This is a genomic window from Achromobacter veterisilvae, assembly GCF_900496975.1.
In the GTDB taxonomy this organism is placed as follows: domain Bacteria; phylum Pseudomonadota; class Gammaproteobacteria; order Burkholderiales; family Burkholderiaceae_B; genus Achromobacter; species Achromobacter veterisilvae.
On the sequence record NZ_UFQC01000015.1, the window covers coordinates 68,710 to 94,870 of the forward strand.

Annotated in this window: 24 protein-coding genes; 16 read left to right on the plus strand and 8 right to left on the minus strand. The window is 66.7% G+C overall.

What is annotated here, in order from left to right; genetic code table 11:
• Position 1: 1 nt before the first annotated feature.
• Genes AVE30378_RS15720 through AVE30378_RS15730 form a run of 3 tightly spaced genes read left to right on the plus strand, consistent with a single transcriptional unit; the run spans position 2 to position 3,259 of the window.
• Positions 2-1,510, plus strand: a complete 1,509-nt coding sequence (locus AVE30378_RS15720) for an amino acid ABC transporter permease/ATP-binding protein (RefSeq protein WP_129241810.1) — start codon at positions 2-4, stop codon at positions 1,508-1,510.
• A complete protein-coding gene (locus tag AVE30378_RS15725) occupies positions 1,494-2,834 on the plus strand; it encodes an amidase (protein ID WP_129241811.1) in 1,341 nt (446 codons plus the stop codon). Before AVE30378_RS15720 ends, AVE30378_RS15725 begins: the two co-directional genes overlap by 17 nt.
• Before the next feature lie 29 nt (positions 2,835-2,863).
• Positions 2,864-3,259, plus strand: a complete 396-nt coding sequence (locus AVE30378_RS15730; protein WP_129241812.1) for an ectoine synthase — start codon at positions 2,864-2,866, stop codon at positions 3,257-3,259.
• A gap of 39 nt (positions 3,260-3,298) precedes the next feature.
• Here the strand turns inward: AVE30378_RS15730 and AVE30378_RS15735 are convergent, their stop codons facing one another.
• From AVE30378_RS15735 to ilvD, 5 genes are all read right to left on the minus strand, one after another.
• Positions 3,299-3,973: a GntR family transcriptional regulator gene (locus AVE30378_RS15735; protein ID WP_129241813.1), complete on the minus strand. Its 675-nt coding sequence runs from the start codon at positions 3,971-3,973 to the stop codon at positions 3,299-3,301.
• 218 nt (positions 3,974-4,191) lie between these two features.
• Positions 4,192-5,037, minus strand: a complete 846-nt coding sequence (locus tag AVE30378_RS15740; RefSeq protein WP_129241814.1) for an urea carboxylase-associated family protein — start codon at positions 5,035-5,037, stop codon at positions 4,192-4,194.
• Positions 5,038-5,160: 123 nt separating this feature from the next.
• Positions 5,161-6,531, minus strand: coding sequence for an FAD-dependent oxidoreductase (locus AVE30378_RS15745; RefSeq protein ID WP_129241815.1), 1,371 nt, complete (start codon positions 6,529-6,531; stop codon positions 5,161-5,163).
• Between the two features lie 49 nt (positions 6,532-6,580).
• Positions 6,581-7,867, minus strand: a complete 1,287-nt coding sequence (locus AVE30378_RS15750; protein WP_129241816.1) for an MFS transporter — start codon at positions 7,865-7,867, stop codon at positions 6,581-6,583.
• A gap of 75 nt (positions 7,868-7,942) precedes the next feature.
• Positions 7,943-9,565 (minus strand): dihydroxy-acid dehydratase, encoded by a 1,623-nt coding sequence (gene ilvD, locus AVE30378_RS15755; RefSeq protein WP_244235062.1) that lies wholly within the window; start codon positions 9,563-9,565, stop codon positions 7,943-7,945.
• A 319-nt stretch (positions 9,566-9,884) separates the two neighbouring features.
• Between ilvD and AVE30378_RS15760 the strand changes: the two genes are divergently transcribed.
• A complete protein-coding gene (locus AVE30378_RS15760) occupies positions 9,885-10,592 on the plus strand; it encodes a FadR/GntR family transcriptional regulator (RefSeq protein ID WP_129241818.1) in 708 nt (235 codons plus the stop codon).
• A 17-nt stretch (positions 10,593-10,609) separates the two neighbouring features.
• Here the strand turns inward: AVE30378_RS15760 and AVE30378_RS15765 are convergent, their stop codons facing one another.
• On the minus strand, positions 10,610-11,542 hold the full coding sequence (locus AVE30378_RS15765) for a LysR substrate-binding domain-containing protein (RefSeq protein ID WP_129241819.1): 933 nt from the start codon (positions 11,540-11,542) through the stop codon (positions 10,610-10,612).
• A gap of 171 nt (positions 11,543-11,713) precedes the next feature.
• Here AVE30378_RS15765 and AVE30378_RS15770 point away from each other — a divergent pair, with 171 nt between their 5' ends.
• The 6 genes from AVE30378_RS15770 (at position 11,714) to AVE30378_RS15795 (ending at position 16,969) form a co-directional block, all read left to right on the plus strand.
• A complete protein-coding gene (locus AVE30378_RS15770; RefSeq protein ID WP_129241820.1) occupies positions 11,714-12,625 on the plus strand; it encodes an amino acid ABC transporter substrate-binding protein in 912 nt (303 codons plus the stop codon).
• Positions 12,626-12,721: 96 nt separating this feature from the next.
• Positions 12,722-13,468, plus strand: a complete 747-nt coding sequence (locus tag AVE30378_RS15775; RefSeq protein WP_129241821.1) for an amino acid ABC transporter permease — start codon at positions 12,722-12,724, stop codon at positions 13,466-13,468.
• A gap of 4 nt (positions 13,469-13,472) precedes the next feature.
• Positions 13,473-14,162: an amino acid ABC transporter permease gene (locus AVE30378_RS15780; protein ID WP_129241822.1), complete on the plus strand. Its 690-nt coding sequence runs from the start codon at positions 13,473-13,475 to the stop codon at positions 14,160-14,162.
• 63 nt (positions 14,163-14,225) lie between these two features.
• The gene (locus tag AVE30378_RS15785; protein ID WP_129241878.1) at positions 14,226-14,960 is read left to right on the plus strand and encodes an amino acid ABC transporter ATP-binding protein; all 735 of its coding nucleotides are present in this window, start codon (positions 14,226-14,228) and stop codon (positions 14,958-14,960) included.
• A gap of 5 nt (positions 14,961-14,965) precedes the next feature.
• Positions 14,966-16,021 carry a threonine aldolase family protein gene (locus tag AVE30378_RS15790; protein ID WP_129241823.1) on the plus strand — a complete coding sequence of 352 codons (1,056 nt, stop codon included), beginning with the start codon at positions 14,966-14,968 and terminating at the stop codon, positions 16,019-16,021.
• A 42-nt stretch (positions 16,022-16,063) separates the two neighbouring features.
• The gene (locus AVE30378_RS15795) at positions 16,064-16,969 is read left to right on the plus strand and encodes an EamA family transporter (protein ID WP_129241824.1); all 906 of its coding nucleotides are present in this window, start codon (positions 16,064-16,066) and stop codon (positions 16,967-16,969) included.
• Positions 16,970-17,052: 83 nt separating this feature from the next.
• Here AVE30378_RS15795 and AVE30378_RS15800 read toward each other — a convergent pair whose 3' ends face one another.
• On the minus strand, positions 17,053-17,349 hold the full coding sequence (locus AVE30378_RS15800) for an acylphosphatase (protein ID WP_129241825.1): 297 nt from the start codon (positions 17,347-17,349) through the stop codon (positions 17,053-17,055).
• A gap of 160 nt (positions 17,350-17,509) precedes the next feature.
• On the opposite strand from AVE30378_RS15800, the gene AVE30378_RS15805 reads away from it, so the two are divergent.
• From AVE30378_RS15805 to AVE30378_RS15820, 4 genes are all read left to right on the plus strand, one after another.
• Positions 17,510-18,406 (plus strand): phytanoyl-CoA dioxygenase family protein, encoded by an 897-nt coding sequence (locus AVE30378_RS15805; RefSeq protein ID WP_129241826.1) that lies wholly within the window; start codon positions 17,510-17,512, stop codon positions 18,404-18,406.
• A gap of 204 nt (positions 18,407-18,610) precedes the next feature.
• A complete protein-coding gene (locus AVE30378_RS15810) occupies positions 18,611-19,774 on the plus strand; it encodes an alpha-hydroxy acid oxidase (protein WP_129241827.1) in 1,164 nt (387 codons plus the stop codon).
• 89 nt (positions 19,775-19,863) lie between these two features.
• Entirely contained in the window at positions 19,864-20,937 is a 1,074-nt protein-coding gene (locus AVE30378_RS15815; RefSeq protein WP_129241828.1) for an extracellular solute-binding protein, read from the plus strand.
• Positions 20,938-20,951: 14 nt separating this feature from the next.
• Positions 20,952-21,887 (plus strand): 2-hydroxyacid dehydrogenase, encoded by a 936-nt coding sequence (locus tag AVE30378_RS15820; protein WP_129241829.1) that lies wholly within the window; start codon positions 20,952-20,954, stop codon positions 21,885-21,887.
• Positions 21,888-21,911: 24 nt separating this feature from the next.
• Here the strand turns inward: AVE30378_RS15820 and AVE30378_RS15825 are convergent, their stop codons facing one another.
• Positions 21,912-22,808, minus strand: a complete 897-nt coding sequence (locus AVE30378_RS15825; protein WP_244235063.1) for a LysR family transcriptional regulator — start codon at positions 22,806-22,808, stop codon at positions 21,912-21,914.
• 249 nt (positions 22,809-23,057) lie between these two features.
• Between AVE30378_RS15825 and AVE30378_RS15830 the strand changes: the two genes are divergently transcribed.
• Together AVE30378_RS15830 and AVE30378_RS15835 are read left to right on the plus strand one after the other, a co-directional pair.
• Positions 23,058-23,981, plus strand: coding sequence for a Bug family tripartite tricarboxylate transporter substrate binding protein (locus AVE30378_RS15830; RefSeq protein ID WP_244235068.1), 924 nt, complete (start codon positions 23,058-23,060; stop codon positions 23,979-23,981).
• A 135-nt stretch (positions 23,982-24,116) separates the two neighbouring features.
• Positions 24,117-26,159: a hydantoinase/oxoprolinase family protein gene (locus AVE30378_RS15835; RefSeq protein WP_129241831.1), complete on the plus strand. Its 2,043-nt coding sequence runs from the start codon at positions 24,117-24,119 to the stop codon at positions 26,157-26,159.
• The last annotated feature ends 2 nt before the right edge of the window (positions 26,160-26,161 follow it).

A 26,161-nucleotide genomic window follows, 5' to 3' on the forward strand; every position in this document is an offset into this window, starting at 1 on the left:
CATGCATTTCGATTGGGACTATGCCGTCAGCCTGCTCTGGGACACCGATTTCTGGAAGGCGTGCTGGGTGGTGGTAAAGCTGAGCACGGCGACCTGGGTGATAGGCGTGGCGGCGGGTTTCCTGCTGGCGCTGGGCAAACAGGCGAAGAACCCCGTCATCCGCCGGCTGGCGGGCCTGTACATCTGGTTTTTCCGCAGTCTGCCGCTGCTGGTGCTGCTGGTGTTCATCTACAACCTGCCGCAGGTCTTTCCGGCGGCCGGCGCATTGCTGTCGGATCCGTTCTACGCGGGCCTGACGGCCCTGGTCGTGAGCGAGACCGCCTTCATCGCCGAAATACACCGCGGCGGGATCCTGGGCGTGCCGCGCGGGCAGATCGAGGCCGGGCGCGCGCTGGGCATCCGCTACGCCGGCATCCAGCGCATGATCGTGATTCCGCAGGCATTGCGCATTGCGCTGCCGGCCCTGAGCAACGAGTTCATCACGATCGCGAAGCTGACCTCGCTGGTGTCGGTGATCTCTCTGGCCGAGATCCTGCTGGTCGGGCAGCGCCTGTATACGCAGAACTTCCTGGTGTTCGAGACCATGCTGGCGGTGGCGCTGTACTACGTGCTGATCGTGACACTGTTCGACAAACTGCTGGGCTGGCTGGAGTCGCACATGAACATCCTGCGGCGCACGCCCAAGCCGCTGGCGCTGGACGAACGGGCGCGCCGCGCGATACGGGAAAGCACGTCGGGGGCCGCGATGAAGGCCGCCGGCGACGAGCCCGCGCTGGAAGTGCGGCAGGCGCGCAAGCGCTTCGGCGACCACGAGGTGCTCAAGGGCATAGACCTGACGGTCCAGCCCGGCGAGGTCATCAGCATCATCGGCCCATCGGGTTCGGGCAAGACTTCCCTGATCCGCACCTTGAACGGTCTGGAGACGCTGGACGGCGGCGAGGTGCTGCTGCATGGCAAGCCCTTCCTCGGCTCGCCCAAGACCGGCGCGCAGGCGGGGCCCGGCGACCGGATCCTCGACATCGGCATGGTGTTCCAGAGCTTCAACCTGTTTCCCCATAAAACGGTGCTGCAGAACGTGATGCTGGCGCCGGCCTACCACCGGCGCGGCAACGCCGATACGCTGCGGCGCGAGGCGCTCGCGCTGCTCGACAAGGTGGGCATGCTGGACCACGCGCACAAATACCCGCATCAGCTTTCAGGGGGGCAGCAGCAGCGCGTTGCAATCGCCCGCGCCCTGGCCATGCGGCCGTCCATCATGTTGTTCGACGAGCCCACCTCGGCGCTGGATCCCGAACTGGTGGCGGAAGTGCTGAAGGTGGTGGAGACGCTGGCGCGCGAGGGCATGACAATGCTGATCGTGACGCATGAAATGGGTTTCGCGTTCAAGGTATCGGACCGCGTGGTCTTCATGGAGGCCGGCCGTGTTCTGCTCGACGCGCCGCCGGCACAGGTGCTGGGCAGCGCGGACCCGCGCGTGAAGGACTTCCTGAGCCATGTCCATGTATCTTGACCGCGATCTGTCTTTCGGGGCTGTGTCGGAATGCCTGGCGCGGACGGCGGCGGAACCCGTAGCCGCGGCGCAAGCCCTGCTCTCCCGCCGCGACGAGGAGGCGCTGGCCGAGGCGCGCGCGCGCGACGCGCTGCGCGGGCTGACGCCCGGCGGCGAACCGCTGGCCGGGATGGTGCTGGGCGTGAAAGCCTGTTTCGACGTGCGGGGATGGACGACGCACGCGGGTTCGCGGGTATTGGCCGATGCCCCGCCCGCCGCCGAGGATGCCGCGCTGGTGCGCGCGCTGCGGGCGGCGGGGGCGGTACTTCTGGCGCAGAACAATATGACCGAGTTCGCCTACGGGGCGCTGGGCTTGAATGCCGCCTACGGAACGCCGCTCACGCCGTGCATGACCGACGCGCCGCGCGTGGCGGGCGGCTCCAGCAGCGGCGGCGCGGTGGCCGTGGCGCTGGGCATGGCGCATGTCGCGCTGGTGTCCGACACCAGCGGATCGGCGAGGATTCCCGCGGCGTTCTGCGGCGTGGCCGGTTTCAAGCCGTCCCGAGGCCGATACGACGATGGCGGCATGATGTATCTGTCGCCCACGTTCGACGTGCCGGGCATCATCGCCGCGGACGCCGCCGGCTGCCTGCGTGTGGATAAGGCGTTGGCGCCCGACAGCGCGCCGCCGCACCCTGCCTGCGGCGCGATGCCGCTGGCGGGCAGGATTTTCGTGCTGCCGGATCACGTGGAGGATATGCTGGTTCCCCAAGTGCGGAACACGTTCTCGGCCTGGCTGGAACGCCTGAGGGAGGCCGGCGCCGTGCTGCGGCGCATGCCGATGCCTTGCATCGCCCAGGCAGGGGCCGTGGCGCGTGACGGCGGCATCATCGCGGCCGAGGCCTATGCGCTGCACGCACCGCGCCTGGCGGTCGACTCGGCCCGCTACGATCCCCGCGTGGGGCCGCGCATGCTGCTGGGCGCGCGCGTGCCTGCGCATGCCTATCTTGCCGCGCAACGCCGGCTGGCGGAATTGCGCGGGGAATACGACGCCTTGATGGCGGGTGCCGACGCGGTGCTCACGCCGACGGTGCCCATGCTGCCGCCGCCGGTGGCGATGCTGGACGACAACGACGTCTATCTGCGCGAGAACGCGCGGGCGTTCAGCCTGACGGAATTCGCCAACCGCCTGGACTTGCCGAGCATTTCGTTGCCGGGCGCTCCGGCGGCCGGAAACGCCGTGGGCCTGATGGCGACGGGGCTGCGCGGCGGCGACCGCGCGCTGCTGGCCGCCGCGGCGCAGATCGAAGACGTGCTCGGATCGGCTGCGCGCCGACGGAACTGATTTTCTCCACTCATTGCGGATCCGCATCCATGATAGTTATCCACAGCGACGACCTGACCGACACCGAACGCCATGCCCGGGGACCGGGCTGGGAAAGCAAGCGCATCATCGTCAAGCGCGACGGCATCGGTTATTCGGTGCACGAGACCCGCGTCTTCGAAGGCGCCGAGCTGCGCCTGCACTACAAGCACCACTACGAAGCGAATTACTGCATGGAGGGCGAAGGCGAGGTCGAGGACGTGGCCACCGGCGCGGTGCACGCCATCAGGCCCGGCACCCTGTACGCGCTGGACAAGAACGACCAGCACGTACTGCGGGCGATGAAGGGGGACTTGCGGCTGGTCTGCGTGTTCAACCCGCCCTTGAGCGGGCAGGAAACGCATCGGGAAGACGGCAGCTACGCGGAACCGGAAACGCAGGCGTAGGCGCGTGCCGGAGGCAGCCGGGCGTGCGCCCGGCCGGCCTTATTTGGCCTGCTGTTTCAGGCGCGTCAGGACCGCCATCAGCGTGCGTTCCGAATCGTCCAGGTAGTCCGTCAGGGATTGCGCGGCCAGGTCGCGCCGGCCTTCCACCAACAGGCCATGGATATGGCGTTCGCGCTCGATCCAGTCGGGCGTCTGGATACGGCTTTCATCGACCTCGGAGGCAAACACCAGGCGCAGTTGCGCACAGAGCGTGAGAAAGAACTCGTCCAGCAGCCGGCTGCCCAATTGCGCGACGATGTGCTGGTGCACTTGCAGGCTCAGCGTGCCGACGTTGCGCCATTGCTTTTTCGACAGCGCGCGCTCGGCCGCGTTGATGGCGGTGTGCATCTTGTCCAGCAAGGCGGGCTGCAGCGGCAGCCCGCCGGCGATGGCCTGCAGCTCCAGCGCGCGGCGGGCCGCGTAGATCTCGCGCAGGTCCTTGCGCTCCATGCGGCGCACCACCACGCCTTTGTGGCGGATGAACGTGGCCAGCCCTTCGCGGCCGAGCTGGTGCAGGACTTCGCGGATCGTGTTGCGCGATGCGCCGTAGTCCGCCGCCAGATCGACCTCGACCAACTGCGTGCCGGGCGGCAGCTTCCCTTCCATGATGTCGTCGCGCAACTGGTGGCTGATGCGTTCGGCGATCGAGATTCCGCTGTCGCGTTCGGCGGGCATGATGGCATAGGCTCCTGTAGAAAAGCGCCGCGGTTTGGCCGCGACGCCTGTTTTGCCGCCGGGCCGCCCCAAGGCGAAACGGCCCCCTTTTGGGGGCAGCAAAGCCGAAGGCGCGGCGTGGGGGTATTTTTGCCGCCGGGCCGCCCCAAGGCAAAAACAGCCCCCTCGGGGGGCAGCAAGCCGAAGGCGCGGCGTGGGGGCATTTCCCTCCCCCCCTTTTATTTCCACTCGACCTTTTCAGGGTGCAGTCCGTGGACGCCCTTATACGGTGAAACCCCGGGCGGTGTCCAGCCTCGCAGCAAGGCCGGATCCAGCGCGTAGACCTCTACGCCCAGCGGGCGGCAGACGTCGATGGGATCGCGCGCCTCGGGGCCCCACATCGGCACGGACAGGTCGCCGCCGGGGCAGGTGGACAAGGCGCACAGCAGGTCCATTTCGGCGAAGAACTCCAGGTAGTCGCCGGGCTTGGCCGGGCACGCCTTCATGAAGTACTTGTCGTCGTCGTTCAGCCCGGTGACCTGGAACACGTTCAGGACGTCGTGGACGTCGAATTCGGTCAGGCCGTGCGGCGCCACCGCGCGCGTCAGGTTGGAATGGCAATGGAAGTGGAAATCCTCGCCCGTCAGCAGCTTGTTGACGTAGGGATCGCAGCGAGTGCCCAGCAGGTCGTGGACCCGGCCGCCGTCGCTGTCCGTGCCGTAGCCGGCCAGCGTGTCGTCGGTGATGGTCACCATGGGGCGCAGATACGGCAGCGTGGACCAGATGCGGTCGTGCGTGCTGACGTGGGCCTGCTGGAGCTGCCGCGTGCGGGACGCCCACATGCGTTCGCGCGGATTGTGCAGGTTCCACATATTGAAGTCCGCCACCTGCGGGCCTTCCAGCGTGACGATGCGGAAAACATGGCCGGCGGGAACCTTCCAGGCGTAGCCGCTGCGGATGGGAACGACGTGCGATTCGACGAGCTTGCGCTGCGCTGGGTCGGCGACCAGCGTCCGGTAGAAATTCCGGTCCACGTTCAATACCGAACCCTTGCTTACCTGATACGCCGCGGGGTAATTCGACATGGCCTGCCTCCTGAAAACGCTCCCGGATCCGATGCCAGGATTGTTGAACAATCTTGGGGGAGTATACAGGAGCGAAGAGCGGCGGGAAGCCCCGCCTTGGGCAAGCGCGGTTCGGGGGGCCGGCTACAGCGAGCTGCCCAATTTCCGCATCGCCGCGCGGACTTCTTCGCCGGGAATGTCCCGGAATCGGCGGCCGGTGTCGAGGGATAGAACTGCGGCGACCGCGGCGGCGCGGCCGTATTCGAAACATTGGGCGGTGACGCGGGCCGAAGCCAGCGCTTCGTGCTCGGCGCTCAGGCAGCGGCCGGCGACGACGAGATTCTCCCCGTGTTCCGGCACCAGCGCGAGATACGGGACTTCGTAGTAATCGTCCAGCAGCCAGTGCAGCTTCGGTTTTTCACCCGCATGCAGTTCGATCGGCCACGGTACTTTGCATATGCCGTCGTCCCGCTTGCGGCAGGACAGCACGTCGTCATTGGTCAGTGTCTGCACGCCAACAATGCTGCGCGTCTGGCGCACGCCGACCTGCGTGCCGGTATTCATCACGTAGCTGGCTTCGCAGCCCGGGATGTTATCCGCCAGGAAGGCGGCGTACTCGCGAACCTGGCGGCGGCCGGCGATTTCGGCTTCGGTAAAGTCTTCCGGATCGATAACGTTGAGCATGTGGCCGTCGCGCGCCGTCAGGCGGGTCGCGTTGACCAGCAGTTCGCCCGGCCGGGTGGTCGGGAAGATCCAGATCTTTTTGCGCGGCAGATCGTAGCGCCTGTCCGCGTCGGCCTGCGCGATGGCGTCGCTGACCTTGGGCGGATTGATGGTGTCCTCGCCCCAGTACGCCAGAAAGCGCGGGATATCTATCTGGCCCAGCCGGAAGAACATGGTTGGGTTCTGGATCCTGCCGTGATCGCCGAAGACGTACCGGTATCCCGCGCGCGCGATGACCGCGGCATCGCCGGAGGCATCGATGATGCGCTTGGCCAGCACCACGGAACGTCCCGCAGCCGATTCGAGAATCACCCCGGTGCACGCGCCCTGCTGCACGATGACTCCGCTTACGCTGGTATGGAACAGTGTCCTGGCGCCGCTTTCCTCGACGAACCTGTCGGCGGTCTCGCTCCACATCAGCGGGTCATGCGTGACGGTCCAGGTCTTGCCGTAGCGCTGCGGCCCGGTGACGCCGTTGCGCTGGGCCAGCGCCGCGCGAAAACGTTCGGTGAATCCTTGCACGACCTGCCGCGGTTCGGCGTGAAGATCGCTCGCCAGGTACATGCCGCAAATGGTGCCGGACATGCCTGCCACCGCCGCGCCGCCGAAGAAACCGTAACGCTCGATCACCAGGGTGGACTTGCCATGTTCGGCTGCCGTGGTCGCGGCGGCCACGCCGGCGGCGCCGCCGCCGACCACCAGCACATCGACCTCGGCCAGGACGGGCAGGTCTGGCACGGTGTCGTAGCGGCACTCCAGATGCCATGCCGGAAAATCATTGTTGCTGTCCATGCTGTCTCCTTCAAATGCGGGAGCCGCCGAGGCCGGCGGCTGTACCGCTTTAATCGATTTCCTTGTGCACGGTTTCAGGCCCCAATGCGAGCGCGATCACAGTCAGCAGCCCCATGGCTCCCATGTAGACGACAATGGGCCACCAGTGCTGATAATAGGTGTAGAGCGCCGTGGCGATAAAGGGGGCCAGGCCGCCCGCCAACAACGATCCCAGTTCGCGCGAGAAGGCGAAGCCCGCGAGCCGGAATTCGGTGTCGAAGAGTTCGGCGTACCAGGCCGCCTGCGGCGAGAGCATGGCGGGATAGGCGAGGCCCAGACCCACCGCGAACCCTAGAGCCACCGCCCAAAAGGCGTGCACGTCCAGCAGCATGAAGAAGGGTGCGAGCCACAGTATCGAGAAGATTACGCCGGCCAGATAGACTTTCTTGCGGCCGACGCGATCGGACAGGGCTCCGTAGAAGGGTATGGTGACCAACTGGATGGCCGACGCGATGATGACGGCCCACAGGGCCATCGATTTCTCCATCTTCAGCGTGGTCACCATGTACGACACGCAGAACACAGGATAGAGGTAGGCGAAGCCGTTCTCTCCCATGCGCGATCCGATGACGATGAAGAAGCTGCGCGGGTGATGCTTGATGGCCGAAAGCAGGCCGATCTTCTTGAGCTGCTGGGATTGCTGCGCCTTTTCGAAGGCGGGAGGTTCTTCGATGTTGCGGCGGATCAGATAGCCGACCAGCACGCACGCGGCGCCGAGCAGGAAGGGAATACGCCAGCCCCAGGCCATGAATTGCTCTTCGCTAAGTACGTTCAGGAAGAAGAAAAACACGGCGTTGGCCAGCAAGGTGGCCGCGGCGAAGCCCAAGGGGGCCCAGGCGCCTGCCGCGCCGCGCTTGCCCTTCTGGGCGTGCTCCACCGACAGCACGACTGCGCCAGCATATTCGCCGCCCGCGCCAAAGCCTTGCAGCAGACGCATGAGGACCAGCAGAACGGGCGCCCAGACGCCTATGCTGTCGTAGCCAGGAAGCAGGCCGATCGCGGTGGTGGCGCCGCCCATCAGGAAGAGCGTCAGCACCAGCACGGTCTTTCTGCCGACCTTGTCGCCCAGATAGCCGAGGAACAGCCCGCCCAGAGGACGGGCGAGAAAGCCGACAGCATAGGTGGCGAAGGCCGCCAGCGTGCCGACCAAGGGGTCGCTGTTCGGGAAGAAAACCTTGTTCAGCACAATGGCCGCAGCGGTGCCATAGATGATGAAGTCATACCATTCCAGTACGGTTCCGATGAACGCCGCCAAACCCGCTTTTCTGGACTTCTGTGCCTCTGTCTGTGTGGACATGATGGGCTGTCTCCGTGTGTCGTTGTTCTAATGCACCTTGCCGGAGCGCCCGGGAAAGGGCGCCCCCCCGGCAGGTCAGGGAATGTGTGCGTGGACCTTGCGCTTGCCCAGTACCGCGCCTTGTTCGATGGGTTGCACCAGTTGGGCGTACTGGAGAAGATAGGTACTGCTACCGCCGCCCAATTCCAGCTCTCTGGGGCGCCATTCGCTCAAGCGGCGTTGTATCTCTACTGCCGGGACATCCATGTCGATACGCCGATTGACGAAGTCGATATGGATGGTCTCGCCCTGCTGGACCACCGCGAGCGGGCCACCGGCAGCGGATTCGGGCATCAGTTGGCCGACGATGATGCCTCGGTTCAGGCCAGACAGTTCCCCGTCGGTGACGACCGCTACGAACTCGGCGATGCCGGCCCCGTTCAAGGCCGCCACGAAGCTGCATGCGAACACTGTGCCGGGGCCCCCGCTGGGGCCCATGTTGCGCAGGACGATCACGTCGCCCTTGTTGATCTTGCCTTCGCCCAGGGCGGCAATGGCTTCGTCCTCACCTTCGTAAATGTTGGCGGGGCCGGAAAACTCGGCACGCTCGCCTGGAACGGCGGACAACTTCACGATGGCGCCATTGGGTGCGAGATTGCCGCGCAGGATGCCGACGCCAGGCCTGTGGCTGACGGGGTCGGCCAGCGAACGGATGATCTTGCTGTCCTTGACCCGCGCGTCGCGGATGTTCTCGCCGACGGTCTGGCGCGTGACGGTCAGGGCGTCGAGGTACAGGTGCTCGCGCAATTGGCTCATGACGGCGGGCGTCCCGCCGGCCGCTTCCAGGTCTTCCGTGCGGAAGGGGCCGTTGGGACGCACGGCGGTCAGCAGCTTGATGGCCTTGCCGTATTCCTCGTACAGCTTGACCACGTCCAGCGGCAGTTCCGCTTCGGTGGCGATGGCGGCGATGTGGCGCACGGTGTTGACCGAGCCCCCGACGGCCAGCACCATCATTACCGCATTGCGGATGGCCTTTTCGGTGATGATCGAGCGCGCGGAGACGCCGTGGCGGGTCAGCTCGACGATCTGGCGCCCCGCCTGTTGCGCGTACTCGTTGAGACGGCGGCCATTGGCCCAGATGGGTGAATTGCCGGGCAGCGTCATGCCGAGCGCCTCGGCCACGATGTGCATGGAGTTGGCCGTTCCCAGGCCGGCACAGACGCCGGGCGACTGGATGGCGGCGTCCGTCATATCGGTGAGGTCCTTGAGCGTGATCTGGCGGGTCGCCAGCGCTCCGATCTGCTCGTAGACGTCATCGATGTCAAAGAACTGGTCCTCGAATTTCTCGTTCGAGCATTTGCCGCCGATCTGGTAGCCGCAGGTGAGAAGCAATGACGGCACGTCCAGGCGCGCGGCCGCCATCAAATGGGCGGGCGTGGTCTTGTCGCACGAGGACAGGCAGATCATTCCGTCCAGCACCGCGCCTTCCATCATGCACTCCACCTCGTTGACCATCAGGTCGCGGGTCGGCATGAGGTAACGCGCCTTCTTGCCCGCGCTGGTGACGAAGTCGCTGGGCGCGACTGTGCGCACTTCGAAGGCGAGGCCGCCGGCATCCCGGATGGCCTGCTGGACCAGGGCGCTGATGCTGTCCAGGTGCACATAGCAGCAGGAGAGCTTGTTTGAGGTATTGATGATCGCGATCTTGGGTTTTTCCATGTCCTCTTCTCGGATTCCCATGCTGCGCCACTGGCTGCGCCGCACCGCCCAACGAGTGGAGCCGGGTTCGAAATTGCTTCTGTACATCGCTGCTGTCTCCTGGTTTCGCTGTCCGCGCGCGCATTCATCGCCGGCGGCCGAGCCCTTGGTAACCGGTATGCTATCCGACTTAAAGTGGTAGGACAACTTACCAATTAGTCCAAATTATCCCCTATTGATGACAGGATTGAAGTGGTGTACATGGAAGTGGACGGACCATTTGGCCGAAGAATGGTAAAGTCCAACGTCCCAGTTTTCGGATGTCCGGCATCGAGTCCACATGAGCAAGCCCCGTTTCTCAATGCTCCCCATCAAGCGGACAGACATCTTTCAGGAGGTCTGTCAGCAACTCGAGAATCTCCTGAACAGCGGCGAGTTCCAGATCGGCGACAAGCTGCCTTCGGAGCGTGAGCTGTCGGAGAGTTTTTCGGTAAGCCGCTCTTCGATCCGGCAGGCGCTCAAGGTCCTGGAGGCCGCCGGACGCATCGAGACGCGGGTCGGCAGCGGCACCTACTTCGTCGAGAAGCAGGCCGTCGCCAGCGGCAACGACAATCTGAACGCACTGCTGGCGCTGGGCGTCACCAAGGAGTTCATGCAGCAGTTGATCGCGGCACGGACCGCGATCGAGCGGGCGATTTTCGAGGCCTATGCCGTCAAGGCCAACAAAAGCGGCATCCGCGCGTTGAAAGAGCTGATCGACGAGAATGCCCAGGACAAGACGGCCAGCGGCGAGTTCGAAGAGAACGCCGGCCTGGATATGAGCTTCGAGGCCAAGGTGGCCGAACTGGCCGGAAATCCCATCCTGTCCGCCCTGCAGCGGCAGATCCATCAGTTATGGATACAAGCCTGGCGCGTGTACGGCTTCGTGCCGGAAAGCCGCCAGACCCTGCATCAGGAACACTGCGCGATCATCGAGGCGCTCGCTTCGAAGAACACGCCGCGCGTGATCGACTTGGTGGTCCAGCACGTGGACAAGGAAGTCGAGTAAAGCGGCCGGCCGCCGCGTCACCGCGCCGCCCGCGCCTTCAAATCCCCCATCTCTTCCAGCATGAGCTGGTGGGCATAGCGCGAGAACACGCTGACCAGCCGCGTGCGGGTATGGTACGGCGGGTAGAGCAGCGCCACGGTTACCGGCACCGCGGGGCTGAAGGGCCGCACTTCCACACCGTTGGCCTCGAATTCCTCGCGGGCCGCCAGCGGGTTGATGAGCGCCACGCCCAGGCCCGCGCCGACCAGGGCGCAGATGGACGAGCCCAGTCCGGCCTCGGCCACGGTCTGCCGCTCGACCTTGGCCGCCTTGAATACGTCGTCGATCCGTTCGCGCAGCGGCGTGCCGCTGGTGAAGGCCACGAACGGCTCGCCGGCGAAGTCGGCGGGCTTGAGCTTTTTCAGCCTGGCCAGGCGGTGCCCTTTCGGCACCACGGCCACGCAGCTCATCGACAGCACGGGCTCCACCTGGATGCCGGGGGATTCTCCCGACAGCATGGCCAGGCCGGTGTCGCAGAACCCCGAACTGATCCAGTTGTGCACCGTGCTGGCGTTGCCGGAATGGATGGACACCATGACGTCCGGGTATTCGGTCTTGAAGGCGGCGACGATGCGCGCCAGCAGGCCGCCGGCCAGCCGCGGCATGGCCGCCACGCTCAGGCGGCTGGCGCTGAATGAACGGATGCTGGCCGCCGCCGACTCCAGCCCGGCCAGGCCGATGAAGGTTTTCTCCACTTCCTGGAAGAAGCGCGACCCGTCTTGGGTGGGGGTCAGGCGGCTGCCGTTGCGGTCGAACAAAGGGAACTGGGTGATGGCTTCCAATTGCGCGATTAAGCGGCTAACGTGCGGCTGCGAGGTATGCACGCGCCGCGCGGCGGCCGTCATCGAGCCGGTCATCATGACGGCCCGGAACGCCTCGATGTGTCGCAAGCCCATCCGTGGAATGGCCATGTCAAATCCGTATAGAGGAATACTCGATTGGAACTGGATAAAACCATACTGCTAGTTGATACTTTTCGCCAGCCGCGGGGCTCATCGCGGGACGAGGCGGCCGCCAGCCAGACTGGAGCCGTTGGTCGTGAACATAAGCATGCGCCGCTCGAACGGCGCCAAGGGAATCAGATGAAAGCACTTGCTGCGATCTCCGTCGCCGCGGCCCTGCTTGGCAGCGCCGCATCCGCCCACGCCGAAGGCCCGAGCCGCCTGGACAAGATCAAGGAAACCGGCGCCATCACCCTCGGCCATCCCGAGACCTCGGTGCCCTTCGCCTACCTGGACGGCAACCAGAAGCCGATCGGCTACACGGTGGAGATCTGCCAGGAAATCGCCCAGTACGTGAAGGCCGCGCTGAAGCTGCCCAAGCTGGAGGTGCGCTACAACCCGACCACGTCGGCCACGCGCATTCCGCTGCTGGCAAACGGCACCATCGATCTGGAATGCGGCAATACCACCAACAATCTCGACCGCCACAAGCTGGTGTCGTTCGCGCCCACGACCTTCGTGGCCCAGGTGGTGCTGGTGGCGCGCAAGGACGGCGGCGTGGACCCCAACAACCTGGAGTCCTTCCGCGGCAAGTCGATCGCCGCGCAGGCGGGCGGGCAGACTTTCCGGCTGATTTCCCAGTTGAACGCCAAGGGCAACCTGGGCATCACCATGGCGCCCACCAAGGACACGGCCGAAACCATCCTGATGGTGGAGTCGGGCCGCGCGGCGGGGTCGGCCAATGACGACGGCATCGCCTATGGCGCGGTGGCCTCGTCGAAGAACCCCGATGCGTTCGTGATCGGCACGAAGGGCCTGGAAATGGCGCCCTACGGCATCATGGAGCCCAAGGACGACCCCGCCTTCAAGAAGGTGGTGGACGACGCCGTGCGGGACCTGATCAAGACGGGCAAGGTGGCCGCGATCTACGACAAGTACTTCAATTCACCGATCCCGCCCAAGCAGATCAACCTGAAGTACCCGATGAGCGACGCCCTGAAGCGCGCGCTGGCCAATCCCACCGATTCCGGCGACCCCAAGGCCTACGAGTAGGCAGGCGGCCCGCGGGAGGCGAACCTTCCCGCGGCCCTTGCCGCAGCATGGATGCCGCCCGCCGGGCGCGGACGGCATCGCCATCGGGGGAAAGGCATGAACTACAACTGGAGTTGGGACGTTTTCCTGGAGATGTCGCCGGATGGCGTGCATACGTTCCTGGAGACGATTCTGATCGGCGTGGGCTGGACCCTCGCGCTGGCCCTGACGGCGTGGGTTTTCGCGCTGGCGCTGGGGTCCTGGCTGGGCGTGATGCGCACCGCGCAGTCGCGCCTGATGAACGCGGTCGGCGCGACGTACGTGGAGGTGTTCCGCAACGTGCCGCTGCTGGTGCAGATGTTCCTGTGGTATTTCGTGCTGCCCGAGCTGCTGCCGCATGCCTGGGGCCTGGCCATGAAGCAGATGCCGCAGCCGTGGGGCCAGTTCGTGCCGGCCGTGCTGTGCCTGGGATTCTACGGGTCGGCGCGCGTGGCCGAGCAGTTGCGCGCGGGCATCCAGTCGCTGCCGCGCGGCCAGTTCCAGGCGGGCACCGCGCTGGGCCTGACCGAGACGCAGGTCTACCGCTACATCATCCTGCCCGAGGCATACCGCATCGTGCTGCCGCCGCTGACGTCCGAGTTCATGGGCACCATCAAGTATTCGTCGGTGGCGCTGACGATCGGCCTGCTGGAACTGACCGGCCAGGCGCGTTCGATGGCGGAATTCAGCTTCCACATCTTCGAGGCGTTTTCGGCCGCGACGGTCGTGTACCTGATCCTCAACGGCATCGTCGTCTTCGGCATGCGCACGATCGAACGCCGCGTGGCGGTGCCCGGCCTGATCGGCGCCGCGGGCAAGAGCTAGCGCCATGGGCAAATTCGATTTCGACGTCATCGGCAGCGCCCTGCCGTATCTGTTCCAGACGGGCATGGCGTTCACGCTGACGCTGACCGCGCTGGCGGCCGTGATGGGGCTGGCGCTGGGCACGCTGCTGGCCATGATGCGCCTGTCGCGGTACCGGATACTGTCGGTGCCGGCGGGCATCTATGTGAACGTGATGCGTTCGATCCCGCTGCTGCTGGTGATTTTCTGGTTCTACTTCCTGATGCCCTACATGGCCGCCTGGGTGGTGGGGTCGCCCACGCCGCTGCGCGTGGGCGCGTTCAACTCGGCGGTGATCACCTTCACGCTGTTCGAGGCCGCGTATTTCTGTGAAATCATGCGCGCGGGCATCCAGTCGATCGCGCGCGGGCAGGTGTCGGCCAGCATGGCGCTGGGCCTGACGCCCTGGCAGGGCATGCAGTACGTGGTGCTGCCGCAGGCGTTCCGCAACATGGTGCCGGCGCTGCTTACGCGCGTCATCATCCTGTTCCAGGACACCTCGCTGGTGTACGTGCTGTCCCTGACCGACTTCCTGGGCGCGGCGTCCAAGATCGGCCAGCGCGACGGCCGCCTGGTGGAACTCTACCTGTTCGTCGCGGTGGTGTATTTCGTCATCTGCTTCACGGCGTCCCGCCTGGTCAAGCGGCTGGAGAAGCGCACGCGGGTGCTGCGCTAGCCGTTTCCCGTCCCTTCCAAGTTATCCACAGGTTCAACGATGCAAGATATCCCCAAGCCTCCGATGATCGAGATCAGCCGGGTCAGCAAGTGGTACGGCGCGTTCCAGGTGCTGGACGATTGCTCGACGACCGTCGGCCGCGGCGAGGTCGTGGTGGTCTGCGGCCCGTCCGGGTCCGGCAAGTCCACGCTGATCAAGACCGTGAACGCGCTGGAACCCTTCCAGAAGGGCGACATCGTGGTCAACGGTATCCCGGTGGGCGATCCGCGTACCGACCTGCCCAAGCTGCGCGCCGTGGCCGGCATGGTGTTCCAGCATTTCGAGCTGTTCCCGCACCTGTCGGTGACCGAGAACCTGTGCCTGGGCCAGGTCAAGGTGCTCAAGCGCGGCAAGGACGAGGCCCGCCAGCGCGCGCTGGCGCTGCTGGAGCGAGTGGGCCTGTCCGCGCACAAGGACAAGCACCCCGGCGAACTGTCCGGCGGCCAGCAGCAGCGCGTGGCGATCGCCCGCGCGCTGTCGATGGATCCGGTGGTGATGCTGTTCGACGAGCCGACCTCGGCCCTGGACCCCGAGATGGTCAACGAAGTGCTGGACGTGATGACCGACCTGGCGGGCGACGGCATGACCATGATGGTGGTGACCCACGAAATGGGTTTCGCCCGCCGCGTCGCCGACCGCGTGATCTTCATGGACGGTGGCAAGATCGTGGAGGACTGCGCAAAGGAGCAGTTCTTCGGCAATGTGGAGGAGCGTGCCCCGCGCACGCGCCAGTTTCTTTCAAAAATTCTGCAGCACTGATAGCCATGACCCAGCGTATCCCCGCCGCCCGGCGCGCCCGCGTCGACCTGCGCAGCGACACCGTCACCCACCCCACCGAGGCGATGTACGAGCGCATGCGCGCCGCCCCGATCGGCGACGACGGCCTGGACGGCGATCCCACCGTGCGCGAGCTGGAAGCGCACGTGGCCGCCACCCTGGGCAAGGAAGCCGGGCTGTTCGTGCCTAGCTGCACCATGGCCAATCTGCTGGCGGTGCTGGCGCAGGGGCAGCGCAATGAACAGGCTGTGCTGGAATCGTCGGCCCATATGTACACCTCGGAGCGCGGCGCCGCCACGTTCACCGGGCTGTTCTACCTGGGCGTGGCCGGCGCCGACGGCGCCATGGACCTGGGCCGCCTGGAAGAGGCGCTGCAATCCGGCGGGCACCGGCTGAAGACTTCGCTGGTGGCGATGGAAACCTCGCACAACAACGCGGGTGGCACGGTGCTGCCCCTGGACCACATGCAGGCGGTCTACGGCATGGCGAACGCGGCCGGCGCGGCGGTGCACCTGGACGGCGCCCGCCTGTTCAACGCCGCCGTGGCGCTGGGCGTGGCGCCCGGAGACATTTCCCGCCACGCCGACACGGTGTCCCTGTGCCTGTCCAAGGGCCTGAGCGCGCCCGTGGGCGCCGTGCTGGCCGGAGGCCGTTCCGTCATGGCCAGGGCGCGCACGCTGCGCCGCATGCTGGGCGGCACGCAGCGCCAGTCCGGCATCATGGCGGCGGCCGGCCTGGAAGGCGTGCGGACGATGGGCGGCCGGCTGGCCGAGGACCACGTCCGCGCCCGCCGGCTGAGCGACGGCGTCAACCGGCTTGCGCCGGCGCTGTCCGCGACCGCGCCGCAGACCAATATCGTGCAGGTGGAGACGGCCGGCACCGGCATGAGCAACGCGGAGTGGGTCGCGGCGCTGCTGGCCGCCGGCCTGCTGGTCCGCCCCTGGGGCCGCACGCGCCTGCGCTGCGTAACGCACCGCCACATCGGCGACGAGGACATCGATGCCGCCGTGCGCGCCTTCGAAACGGTGCTGAACGCCCGCTGATCTGCTCCGTTCTCCGGGGTGCGCCCGGTGCGATAATGCCGCATGTCCACGACCCACCTTTCCCGAAAAGACTATCTCTGCGCATTGGCGGTCGTTGTCATCTGGGGTTCGAACTTCGTCGTCATGAAGATCGGCATGCGGGGCCTTTCCCCCATGATGCTCGGCGCTTTGCGCTTCGCCCTGGCGGCCTTCCCCCTGATCCTCTTCGTGCGTCCGCCGCGCCTGCCCTGGCGCTGGGTCGCGGCCTACGGGCTGGTGCAAGGCCTGGGCCAGTTCGGGCTTCTCTTCACGGCGCTGAAGTTCGGCATGCCGGCCGGCATGGCTTCGCTGGTCATCCAGACCCAGGCGTTCTTCACGCTGCTGCTGGCCGCGCCCGTGCTGCACGAGCGCGCCCAGCGGCACCATTGGATCGGGCTGTGCGTGGCGGCGCTGGGGCTGGCGGTCATTGCCGGCGGCCGCGGCGACGGGCCCGGCCAGATGACGATGCTGGGCTTTGCGCTGACGCTGGGCGGCGCCTTCATGTGGGCCGTGTCCAATATGATCGTGCGCCTGGCCAGCCGCAAGGCGCCGGGCTACGACCCGTTCGCCTTCATCGCCTGGAGCAGCGCCGCGCCGGTGCTGCCCTTCCTGCTGCTGGCCGTGCTGATCGACGGCTGGGATCCGGTGGTCGGCATGGTGACGGGCATGGGGTGGGGCGAGGCGCTGTCGGTGCTGTACCTGGCGGTGCTGGCGACCTTGCTGGCCTACACCCTGTGGACGCAGTTGCTGACGCGCCACGCCGCGGCCAAGGTCGCGCCGTTTTCGCTGCTGGTGCCGGTGGTGGGGCTGTGGGCGGCGTCCGCGGCCTTCGGCGAAAGCCTGCTGCCGATGCAATGGCTGGGGGCGGCCTGCGTCCTGGCCGGGCTGGTGCTCAACCAGTTGGGCGGGCGCTGGCTGCGCACCCGCTGAGCCTGGCGGCCGGCGCTCTCCAGCGCCTCCGCCGTTTCTCCCCCTATCGGACTACGCCTCGCCGCCGGGCAAGGCTGGGGGCCCTATAGCTGCTCAAAGCGGATGTAACGCTTGTCCGTGTACTCCCTGCGCGTCGTGAGCTCTTTCACGTCCGCGCCCGGGGGGCCGCGCCGCAGCCATTCCAGCATGTGGTCGACCTGGTCGGGCGTGCCTTGCACCATGGCCTCGACCGTGCCGTCCGGCAGGTTCTGCACCCAGCCCGTCGCGCCCAGCAGATGGGCGCGGCGGACCGTGGCATGGCGGTAGCCCACGCCCTGCACCGTGCCGCTGACGGTGACGTGGACAGTTTCGATGTGGGAGGCGGAGTTGGGGTCTTGCATGGGTTTCCTTCGGATGATGCGCCGCCCTTGGCGATGTGCGTAGGCGGTATTGGCTACAGCGGATGGTCTATAGGCCCCGGGGGCATCGAAGCGATACGTTAGAGCTCATGTCAAAACGTGCCAACGGGGACACCCACTACCAGAGCTTGGAGAAGCCATTATGGAAGAGACCAGTTTGTTGTCGGAAGCAGAGACAGCGCGCTACAGGGAACAAGGGTATCTGGCCCTGAAGGACATGTGCCCGCAGGACGAGGTGGGGTACATCCGCAGGACCCTGATGGATCTGTTCACGAACAAGACCGGCTACAACGAGGGTGCGCAGTACGACTTCGTCAGCCGCGACGATCCGTCCAAGCCCGCCAAGTTTCCCAGTTTGCACGATCCGCGCCATTATGCCCCGGGCCTCCTGAAGACCACGTATCACGAGCGCACGCTGGAGCTGGCCCGCCAACTGCTGGGCGAGGACGCGGCCCTCTATGGCGAGCACGCCCTGCTCAAGCCCGGCCCCAACGGTCCCGAGACCCCCTGGCACCAGGACGAGGCGTTCCGGTCGCCGGATTTCGTCTACAACGAACTGAGCATCTGGCTGGCGCTGCAACCCGCCACGACGGAGAACGGCTGCATGCAGTTCATCCCGGGCTCGAACAAATGGGAGGTGCTGGAGCATCGGTCGCCGGGGGGGGACAAGAGCCTGCATCCGCTGGAATGCTGCGGCGATTTCCCCCGCGAACAGGCGGTGCCCGAGCCGCTGGCGCCGGGCGGCATCACGGTGCACGACGCCCGGACGCTGCATTTCACCGGCCCCAATACCTCGCAGGCGCCGCGCCTGGCCTACATCCTGATCTACAACACGCCGCCGGTCTACAAGCCGGGCCGCCGCGAATTTCCATGGCTGGAAGGCCGCTGGACCGACAGCCAGACCCGCAAGAAACAGTGGCACAAGCGCGGCGGGCTGGCCGTGGACGTGATGCGCCGCCTGCCGGCGGCGCGGCTGACCAGCCCGCGCTGGGTGGCGTGGGCCACGATCCGGGCCGTATCCAAGGTCTGGCCACGATAGGGGGCGCAGGGGACGGAAGAGCCCTTGCGGCAGGGGGGCGACCGAGGCCGGCAAGCGACGCTTGCCGGCCTCGGCGCGTATACTGGGCGGCGCCGCGGGGTTCGTGAGCCCGGCGGAACCGCCTGGGCCGCCCGCAGCCGGTGGCCCCGGGATCTAAAAATAATGAATCGCAACTGGCGCCCCCCTCACTCCAAAGACCACTCCATGACCGCTAACCTTTCTACGATCACCTGCATCGAAGATTTGCGCGCCGTTGCGCAGAAGCGCGTGCCGCGCATGTTCTACGACTACGCGGATTCCGGCGCCTGGACCGAAGGCACCTATCGCGCCAACGAAAGCGACTTCCAGAAAATCAAGCTGCGCCAGCGTGTGGCGGTGAACATGGAAGGCCGGTCGCTGCGCACCACCCTGGTGGGCCAGGACGCGGTCATGCCGCTGGCGATTTCGCCCACGGGCCTGACCGGCATGCAGCATGCCGACGGGGAAATCCTGGCGGCCAAGGCGGCGGCCGATTTCGGCGTGCCCTTCACGCTGTCCACCATGAGCATCTGCTCGCTGGAAGACGTGGCGGAGGCGACCCGCAAGCCGTTCTGGTTCCAGCTCTACGTCATGCGCGACCGCGAATTCGTGGGCAACCTCATCGACCGCGCCAAGGCCGCCGGCTGCTCGGCGCTGGTGCTGACCCTGGACCTGCAGATCCTGGGCCAGCGCCACAAGGACATCAAGAACGGCCTGTCGACCCCGCCCAAGCCCACCCTGCGCAACCTCATCAACCTGGCGACCAAGCCGCGCTGGTGCATGGGCATGCTGGGCACCAAGCGCCGCACCTTCGGCAATATCGTCGGACACGCCAAGGGGGTGAGCGACCTGTCGTCGCTGTCTTCGTGGACGGCCGAGCAATTCGACCCGCGCCTGAGCTGGGACGACGTCCAGTGGATCAAGCAGCGCTGGGGCGGCAAGCTCATCATCAAGGGCATCCTGGACGTCGAGGACGCGCAACTGGCCGCCAACAGCGGCGCCGACGCGCTCATCGTCAGCAACCACGGCGGACGCCAACTGGACGGCGCCATGTCGTCCATCGCCGCCCTGCCCGCGATCGCCGATGCCGTAGGCTCGAAGATCGAGGTGTGGATGGACGGCGGCATCCGTTCGGGCCAGGACATCCTGAAGGCCGTGGCGCTGGGCGCGCGCGGCACGATGATCGGCCGCGCGTTCCTGTACGGCCTGGGCGCCTACGGCCAGGCCGGCGTGACCCGCACCCTGGAGATCCTGTACAAGGAAATGGACACGACCATGGCGCTTTGCGGCCGCCGCTCGATCGAGCCCGGCGACCGCAGCATCCTGCTGCCGGGGACCTACCCGACCTGAAAAGGCCGGCACCGACGAGAAAGCCTGGACGCGCGCGTCCAGGCTTTTTTTGTCGCTGAATCACAAGAGGCTCAAACGCGGGAGTCACCATGACGGACAGGAAAAAGAGCGCGGCGCGCTGGCGGCGCGCGGGGAAATGGCTGCTGGGCGCCGCCTTCGCGGCGCTGCTGCCGGCGGGCGCGCTGGCGCAGCAGAAGACGCTGTACGTCGGCATGAACGGCGGCGACATGGAGCGCGCGTTCACGCAATACGTGTTTCCGGATTTCGAGCGCGCCAACGATGTGAAGATCGTCGTGGTTCCGGGCACCTCGACGGACGTGCTGGCCCGCGCGCAGGCCTTCAAGGACAAGCCGCGGATGCACGTCATGTTCCTGGACGACGGCATCATGGCGCGCGCGATCTCCATGGGCCTGTGCGAGCCGCTCAACGACGATCCGGTGCTGAAAGAGCTGTACCCCACCGCGCTGATGAAGGGCCGCATGGCCGCGGGCATCGACGTCGGAATGACGGGCCTGGGCTACAACACCCGGATATTCGCCGACCGCGGGTGGGCCCCGCCGGCCTCCTGGATGGACCTGGCGGACCCGAAGCACAAGGGCAAGGTCGTGTTCCAGTCGGCTTCGGGCAGCACCTTCGGCCTGCATGCGTTCCTGATGTTCAACCGCATCCAGGGCGGCGACGACCGGAATCTCGAACCGGGCTTCCGGCAGTGGCCGGCCTTCATCGGCCCCAATGTGCGGGAATACATTCCCAATTCGGACAAGCTGGCGGAGATGATCCAGTCCGGCGAGGCCGCGATCTTCCCGCTCACGCCGACCGCCATTTCCCGCCTGAAGCGGCGCGGGATCCCCGTGGAGTACGCCCATCCGAGGGAGGGGGCGGTGATCCTGATGGTGGGCGAATGCGTGGTCGCCGGGAACAGCGAGCCGGAACTGTCGCAGAAGCTGGCGCTGTATTTGCTTTCGGCGCAGGCGCAGGCCAAGGCGCTGGAATGGGCGGGCAACTTTCCGTCCAACAAGAACGTCCAGGCGCCCGCCGACAACGCCGAGGCGCTGAAACGCTTCCAAGGGTATATGGCGAACGCTAAGATCGTGGACTGGGACCAGATCAACGCGGCCCGGCCGGCCTTCAACGCCCGCTGGAACCAGACGATCGAACGTTGAACCGAAGGACCGACATGCGGCTCATCATCAATTCCGGCGGGGCTCAGGCCATCGACGACTGGCGCGCGAACTTCCAGGCGTTCGCGCCCGGACTGGAGGTGGCCGGCTGGCACGATGACGTCGACCCCGCCAGCGTGGACTACGCCCTGGTCTGGGAGCCCGACCCCGGCCGGCTGGCCACGTTCCCGAACCTGAAGCTCATCATCAGCGCCGGCGCCGGAGTGGACCACATCCTGGCCGATCCGCAGTGGCCGCGCCACGTGCCGATCGCGCGCATGGTGACCGCCCGCACCCAGACCGAAATGGCCGAATTCGTGCTGACGTCGGCGCTGATGCTGACCCGCGACATCAAGCGGGCTGTGGACAACCAGGCGCGCCGGCATTGGGAGTTCTTCGATTCCGTGCGCGTCGCCGCCGATCTGCGGGTCGGCATCATGGGCCTGGGCCACCTGGGCGTGGCGTCGGCGCAACTGCTGTCGCGCGTCGGCTTCCAGGTCAGCGGCTGGTCGCGCGGGGCGAGCCGGCTGGAGGGCCTGCCAAGCTACGCCGGGCAGGACCAGTTCGGCGCGTTCCTGGCCGCGGCGGACATCCTCGTCTGCCTGCTGCCCGCCACCGATTCCACCCGCGGCATCCTCAACGCCGCCACGCTGTCGCGGTTGCCCCGCGGCGCCTGTCTGATCAACGCGGGCCGCGGCTCGCACATGGTCGCGCGGGACGTCGTCGCCGCCCTGAACAGCGGCCAACTCAGCCAGGCCGTCCTGGACGTGTTCGACGAGGAACCCTTGCCGCCGGAATCCCCGCTGTGGTCGCATCCCGGCATCATCGTCACGCCGCATTGCGCGGCGATCCCGGACCGCCGGGAACGCGCGCGGCACACCGCGTTCCTGATCGCCGCCAACGAGCGCGGCGACGCCTTGCCGAACGTCTACGACGCGCGGCGGGGATACTGACCGGCGCCGGGCGCGCCTGCCAGCCTAACCGAGCACGCCGGCCAGGTACTGGCGCAGCCAGGCGTGCGCGGGATCGTCCTGGTAGCGTTCGTGCCAGTAGAGCGACACGGCGATCGGCGGCAGCGTCAGCGGCACCTTCTGCGTGACGATGCGCGCGCTGCCGGCCATGGCGCGGGCGATGCTGACGGGCATGGTCGCGATCAGGTCCGAGCCTTCCACGATGAACGGGCACACCAGGTAGCTGGACAGGGTCGCCACGATCTTGCGGCTGCGGTTGTGGCCCATGAGGATGCGGTCGATCGCGGTGCTGAAGTAGCGCGTGTGCGCGGCCAGGTCCAGGTGGCCGTAGCTCAGGTAGGCGTCCAGGTTCCAGCGCTTGCGCAGGCAGGGATGGCCTTCGCGCACGATGCATACGGCCGGCTCCTGGTACAGGAAGCGCGTGCGCAGGTCGGGCGCCGGGTCGGGAAAGTAGCCCGCGATCAATTCCACGTGGTTCGTGTCCAGCATGCTCAGGCCATGTTGCGGCCGGGCCGGCACGATCTGTAGCTGGAAGTGCGGCGCGTCCACGGCCAGCCGGGGAATCAGCCTGGGCAGCAGCGTGTATTGCACATAGTCGGTGGCGTAGAACGATAGCGTGCGCGACGAATGCGCCGGATCGAAGGCCTCGCGCGTGCGCGTGGCGCGATGCCAGCCCTCCAGCAGCGGCTTGAAGTTCTGGTGCAGTTCCAGCGCCCGCAGGCTGGGCTGCCAGGCGCCGCCCTCGCGCACCAGCAAGGGGTCGCCGAATAGCTGGCGCAGCCGGTTCAACGCCGCGCTCATGGCCGGCTGGCTGATATCGAGCAGTTCGGCCGCGCGCGACACGTTGCGGCAGGCCATCAGCGCATCGAAATGCAAAAGCAGGTTCAGGTCCGGATTCTTCACCGAGGCGTCCCTATAAATGGCGTTTATACAAATATAAACCTGCGGGGCTGCTGTCATCGAATCCACAGGCCTAGCATGGCCTTGTTGTTGCAGTGAACGAGGATTCGGCGGGCTCTTTCCGAGGCGCCGGACATAGGCCGGACACGCATGATCCGGCCACAAGGAAGTTCTATCAACAAGGGGAAACCAAGCATGGACCAAGGGCTTTTACGCAGTTGCTGTCGCATTGCCGCCGGTGTCGCATTGTCTGTGGCGGCCGGCTCGGCCAGCGCCGCCTGGCCGGAAAAAGTGATCCGCATCGTGGTGCCGTTCGCCGCGGGCGGGTCCACCGACCTGATCGCGCGCAAGGTGGCGGAAGGGCTGGGCCAGCGCCTGTCCGCCAACGTCATCGTCGAGAACCGCCCCGGCGCGGGCGGCACCGTGGGTACGGAGTACGTGGCCCGCCAGCCGGCCGACGGCTACACCATCCTGATGGGATCGGTCAGCACGCACGGCAGCGCGCCCTGCGTCTATTCCAAGCTGCCCTACGACGCAGTCAAGGACTTCACGCCGCTGGCCGTGGTGGCCACGATACCCAACGTGATGTCGGTGAACCAGTCGGTGCCCGCCAACAACCTGCAGGAATTCGTGGCGCTCTTGAAGAAGGAACCCGAGAAGTATTCCTTCGCCTCCAACGGCCAGGGCACGTCCAACCACCTGGCCGCGGAACTGTTCAAGACCACCGCCGGCGTGTCCATCGTGCACGTGCCATACCGCGGCTCCGGACCGGCGCTGATCGACCTGGTCGGGGGGCAGATCAACATGATGATGGACGTGGTGATGACGTCCTACCCCTACATCAAGGACGGCAAGATCAAGGCGCTGGCGGTCACGTCGCCGCAGCGTTCTTCCATGCTGCCCGACGTGCCCACGGTGGCGGAATCCGGCTACCCGGGCTACGAGGCCATGGTGTGGTTCGGCATGCTGGCGCCGGCGGGCATGCCCGAACCGCTGCGGCAGAAGCTCACCGACGGCCTGGTGCAGACCCTGCACGCGCCCGCCATGAAAGCCTATCTGGAGCAGCAAGGCGCGCAGGTGTCCGACGTGGCGGGCCCGGCGTTCGGCATCATGATCAAGGACGAGATCAGCAAATGGTGCAAGGTGGTGAAGCAGGCCGGCATCCACCTGGACTGATCCCCCTCTTCCGCGCGCCGCCGGCACGGGATTCCGTGCGGCATCCAGCCCGCCGGCACGCGCGGCGGCCGGGGAGGATTTTTTTCCGCGAGGCCGGCGCAGGCGGCCTGGCAAGACTTTATCTGGAACAAAAACATGTATCGCATAGGGATAGACGTCGGAGGCACGTTTACCGATTTCACGATGATCGACGAGGACGCCGGCGTGGTGCACTTTCACAAGGTGCCTTCCACGCCGCACGATCCCTCGGAGGCCATAGCCACCGGCATCGGCCAGATGCTGGCGGAGCACGGCGTGTCGCCCTCGCAGGTGTCGCACGTGGGGCACGGGACGACGGTGGCCACCAATCTCATCATCGAGCGCAAGGGCGCGCGCGTCGGACTGATCACCACGCGCGGCTTTCGCGACGTGCTGGAGATCGGCCGCCAGACGCGTCCGCACCTGTACGACTACAGCGTGGGCAAGCCGCCGGTGGCCGTGCCGCGCGAGTTCCGCGCCGAAGTCGACGAGCGCGTGAACGCGGCCGGCGAGGTCCTGACCGCCCTGGACGAAGAACAGGTGCGGGCGGCGGCGAACCAGTTCGCGCAGGCCGGGATCGAGGCGGTGACGATCTGCTTCCTCCACGCCTACCGCAACCCGGCGCATGAGCGCCGCGCGGGGCAGATCGTGGCCGAAGCCATGCCGGATGCCTACATCAGCCTGTCTTCCGACGTGCTGCCCGAATTCCGCGAGTACGAGCGCCTGTCCACCACGGTGCTGAACGCGGCGGTGGGGCCGAAGATGGCGCGCTATCTCGAACGCTTTCTTCAGCGGGTGCGCGACCTGGACATCCGCCACGAGCCGCACACCATCCATTCCAACGGCGGCCTGATGTCGATCGCCACGGTGCGCCAGTATCCCGTGCGCACCTGCCTGTCCGGCCCGGCCGCGGGCGTGGTCGGCGCCGCGGCGGTGGGCCGCGCCATCGGCAGCCCGGACCTGGTGACCTTCGACGTGGGCGGCACCAGCACGGACGTATCGCTGGTGTGCGACGGCCGTCCGTTGTTCACGTCGCACCGGCACGTGGCGGGATATCCGGTCAAGACGCCGATGGTCGACATCCACGTGATCGGCGCGGGGGGCGGCAGCATCGCGTGGCTGGACGACGCGGGCGCGCTGAAGGTGGGCCCGCACAGCGCGGGGGCGGTGCCGGGCCCGGTGGGCTACGGCCGCGGCGGCCAGGAACCGACCATCACCGACGCCGAGATCGCCTTGCAGCGCCTGAACCCCGTGGCCCTGCTGAACGGCCGCATGCCGGTGCATGCGCAGGCCGCCCGCGAGGTCATCGAGCGGCGCGTGGCCGAACCGCTGGGGCTGGGCATGGAAGCGGCGGCCGAAGGCATCCTGCGCATCGCGGCGGCGAACATGAGCCGCGCCATCCGCGCGGTGTCGACCGAGCGCGGCTACGACCTGTCGCGCTTCGCGCTGTACGCCTATGGCGGCGCGGGGCCGCTGCACGCGGTGGAAGTGGCCGAGGAATGCGGCATTCCCACGGTGATCGTGCCGCAGGAGCCCGGCACCATGTGCGCCCGCGGCATTCTGCTCAGCGACATTTCCTTCGACTTCGTCCAAAGCGAAATCTCGCTGGCCGGCGAAGCGACCTGGCCGGCGATCTCCGCCATCTTCGACGGGCTGCGCGCGCAGGCGCGGGACTGGCTGGCCGCGGAGCGCGTGGACCCCGCCCTGCGCGTCTGCCACAGCGCGATCGACGCGCGCTACGAAGGCCAGAACTTCGAAGTGCAGGTCGGCCTGGACGATACCGGCGCCGGCGGGTACGCCGAGTTCGCGCGCCGCTTCGCCGAGGCGCACGAACGCGAATACGGCTACACGGTGGACGACCGCAAGGTGCAGATCATCAACTGCCGCATGCAGGCCGTGGGCCAGGTGGTGAAGGCGCCGCTGGCGCCGCGCCACGTGGGCGGCGCGCTGGAAGACGCCAGGATCGGCGAGCGCAAGACCTATTTCGGCGCCGGGCGCGGCTGGCTGGATACGCCGGTCTACGACCGCGACCGCGTGCCCACCGGCGCACGCTTCACCGGCCCCGCGCTGCTGGAGGAAATGAGCTCCACCACTGTCGTGGGCGTGGGGCACGACGCGACCGTGGACGAATACGGCAACCTGATCATCCGTTTGCAGTGAGG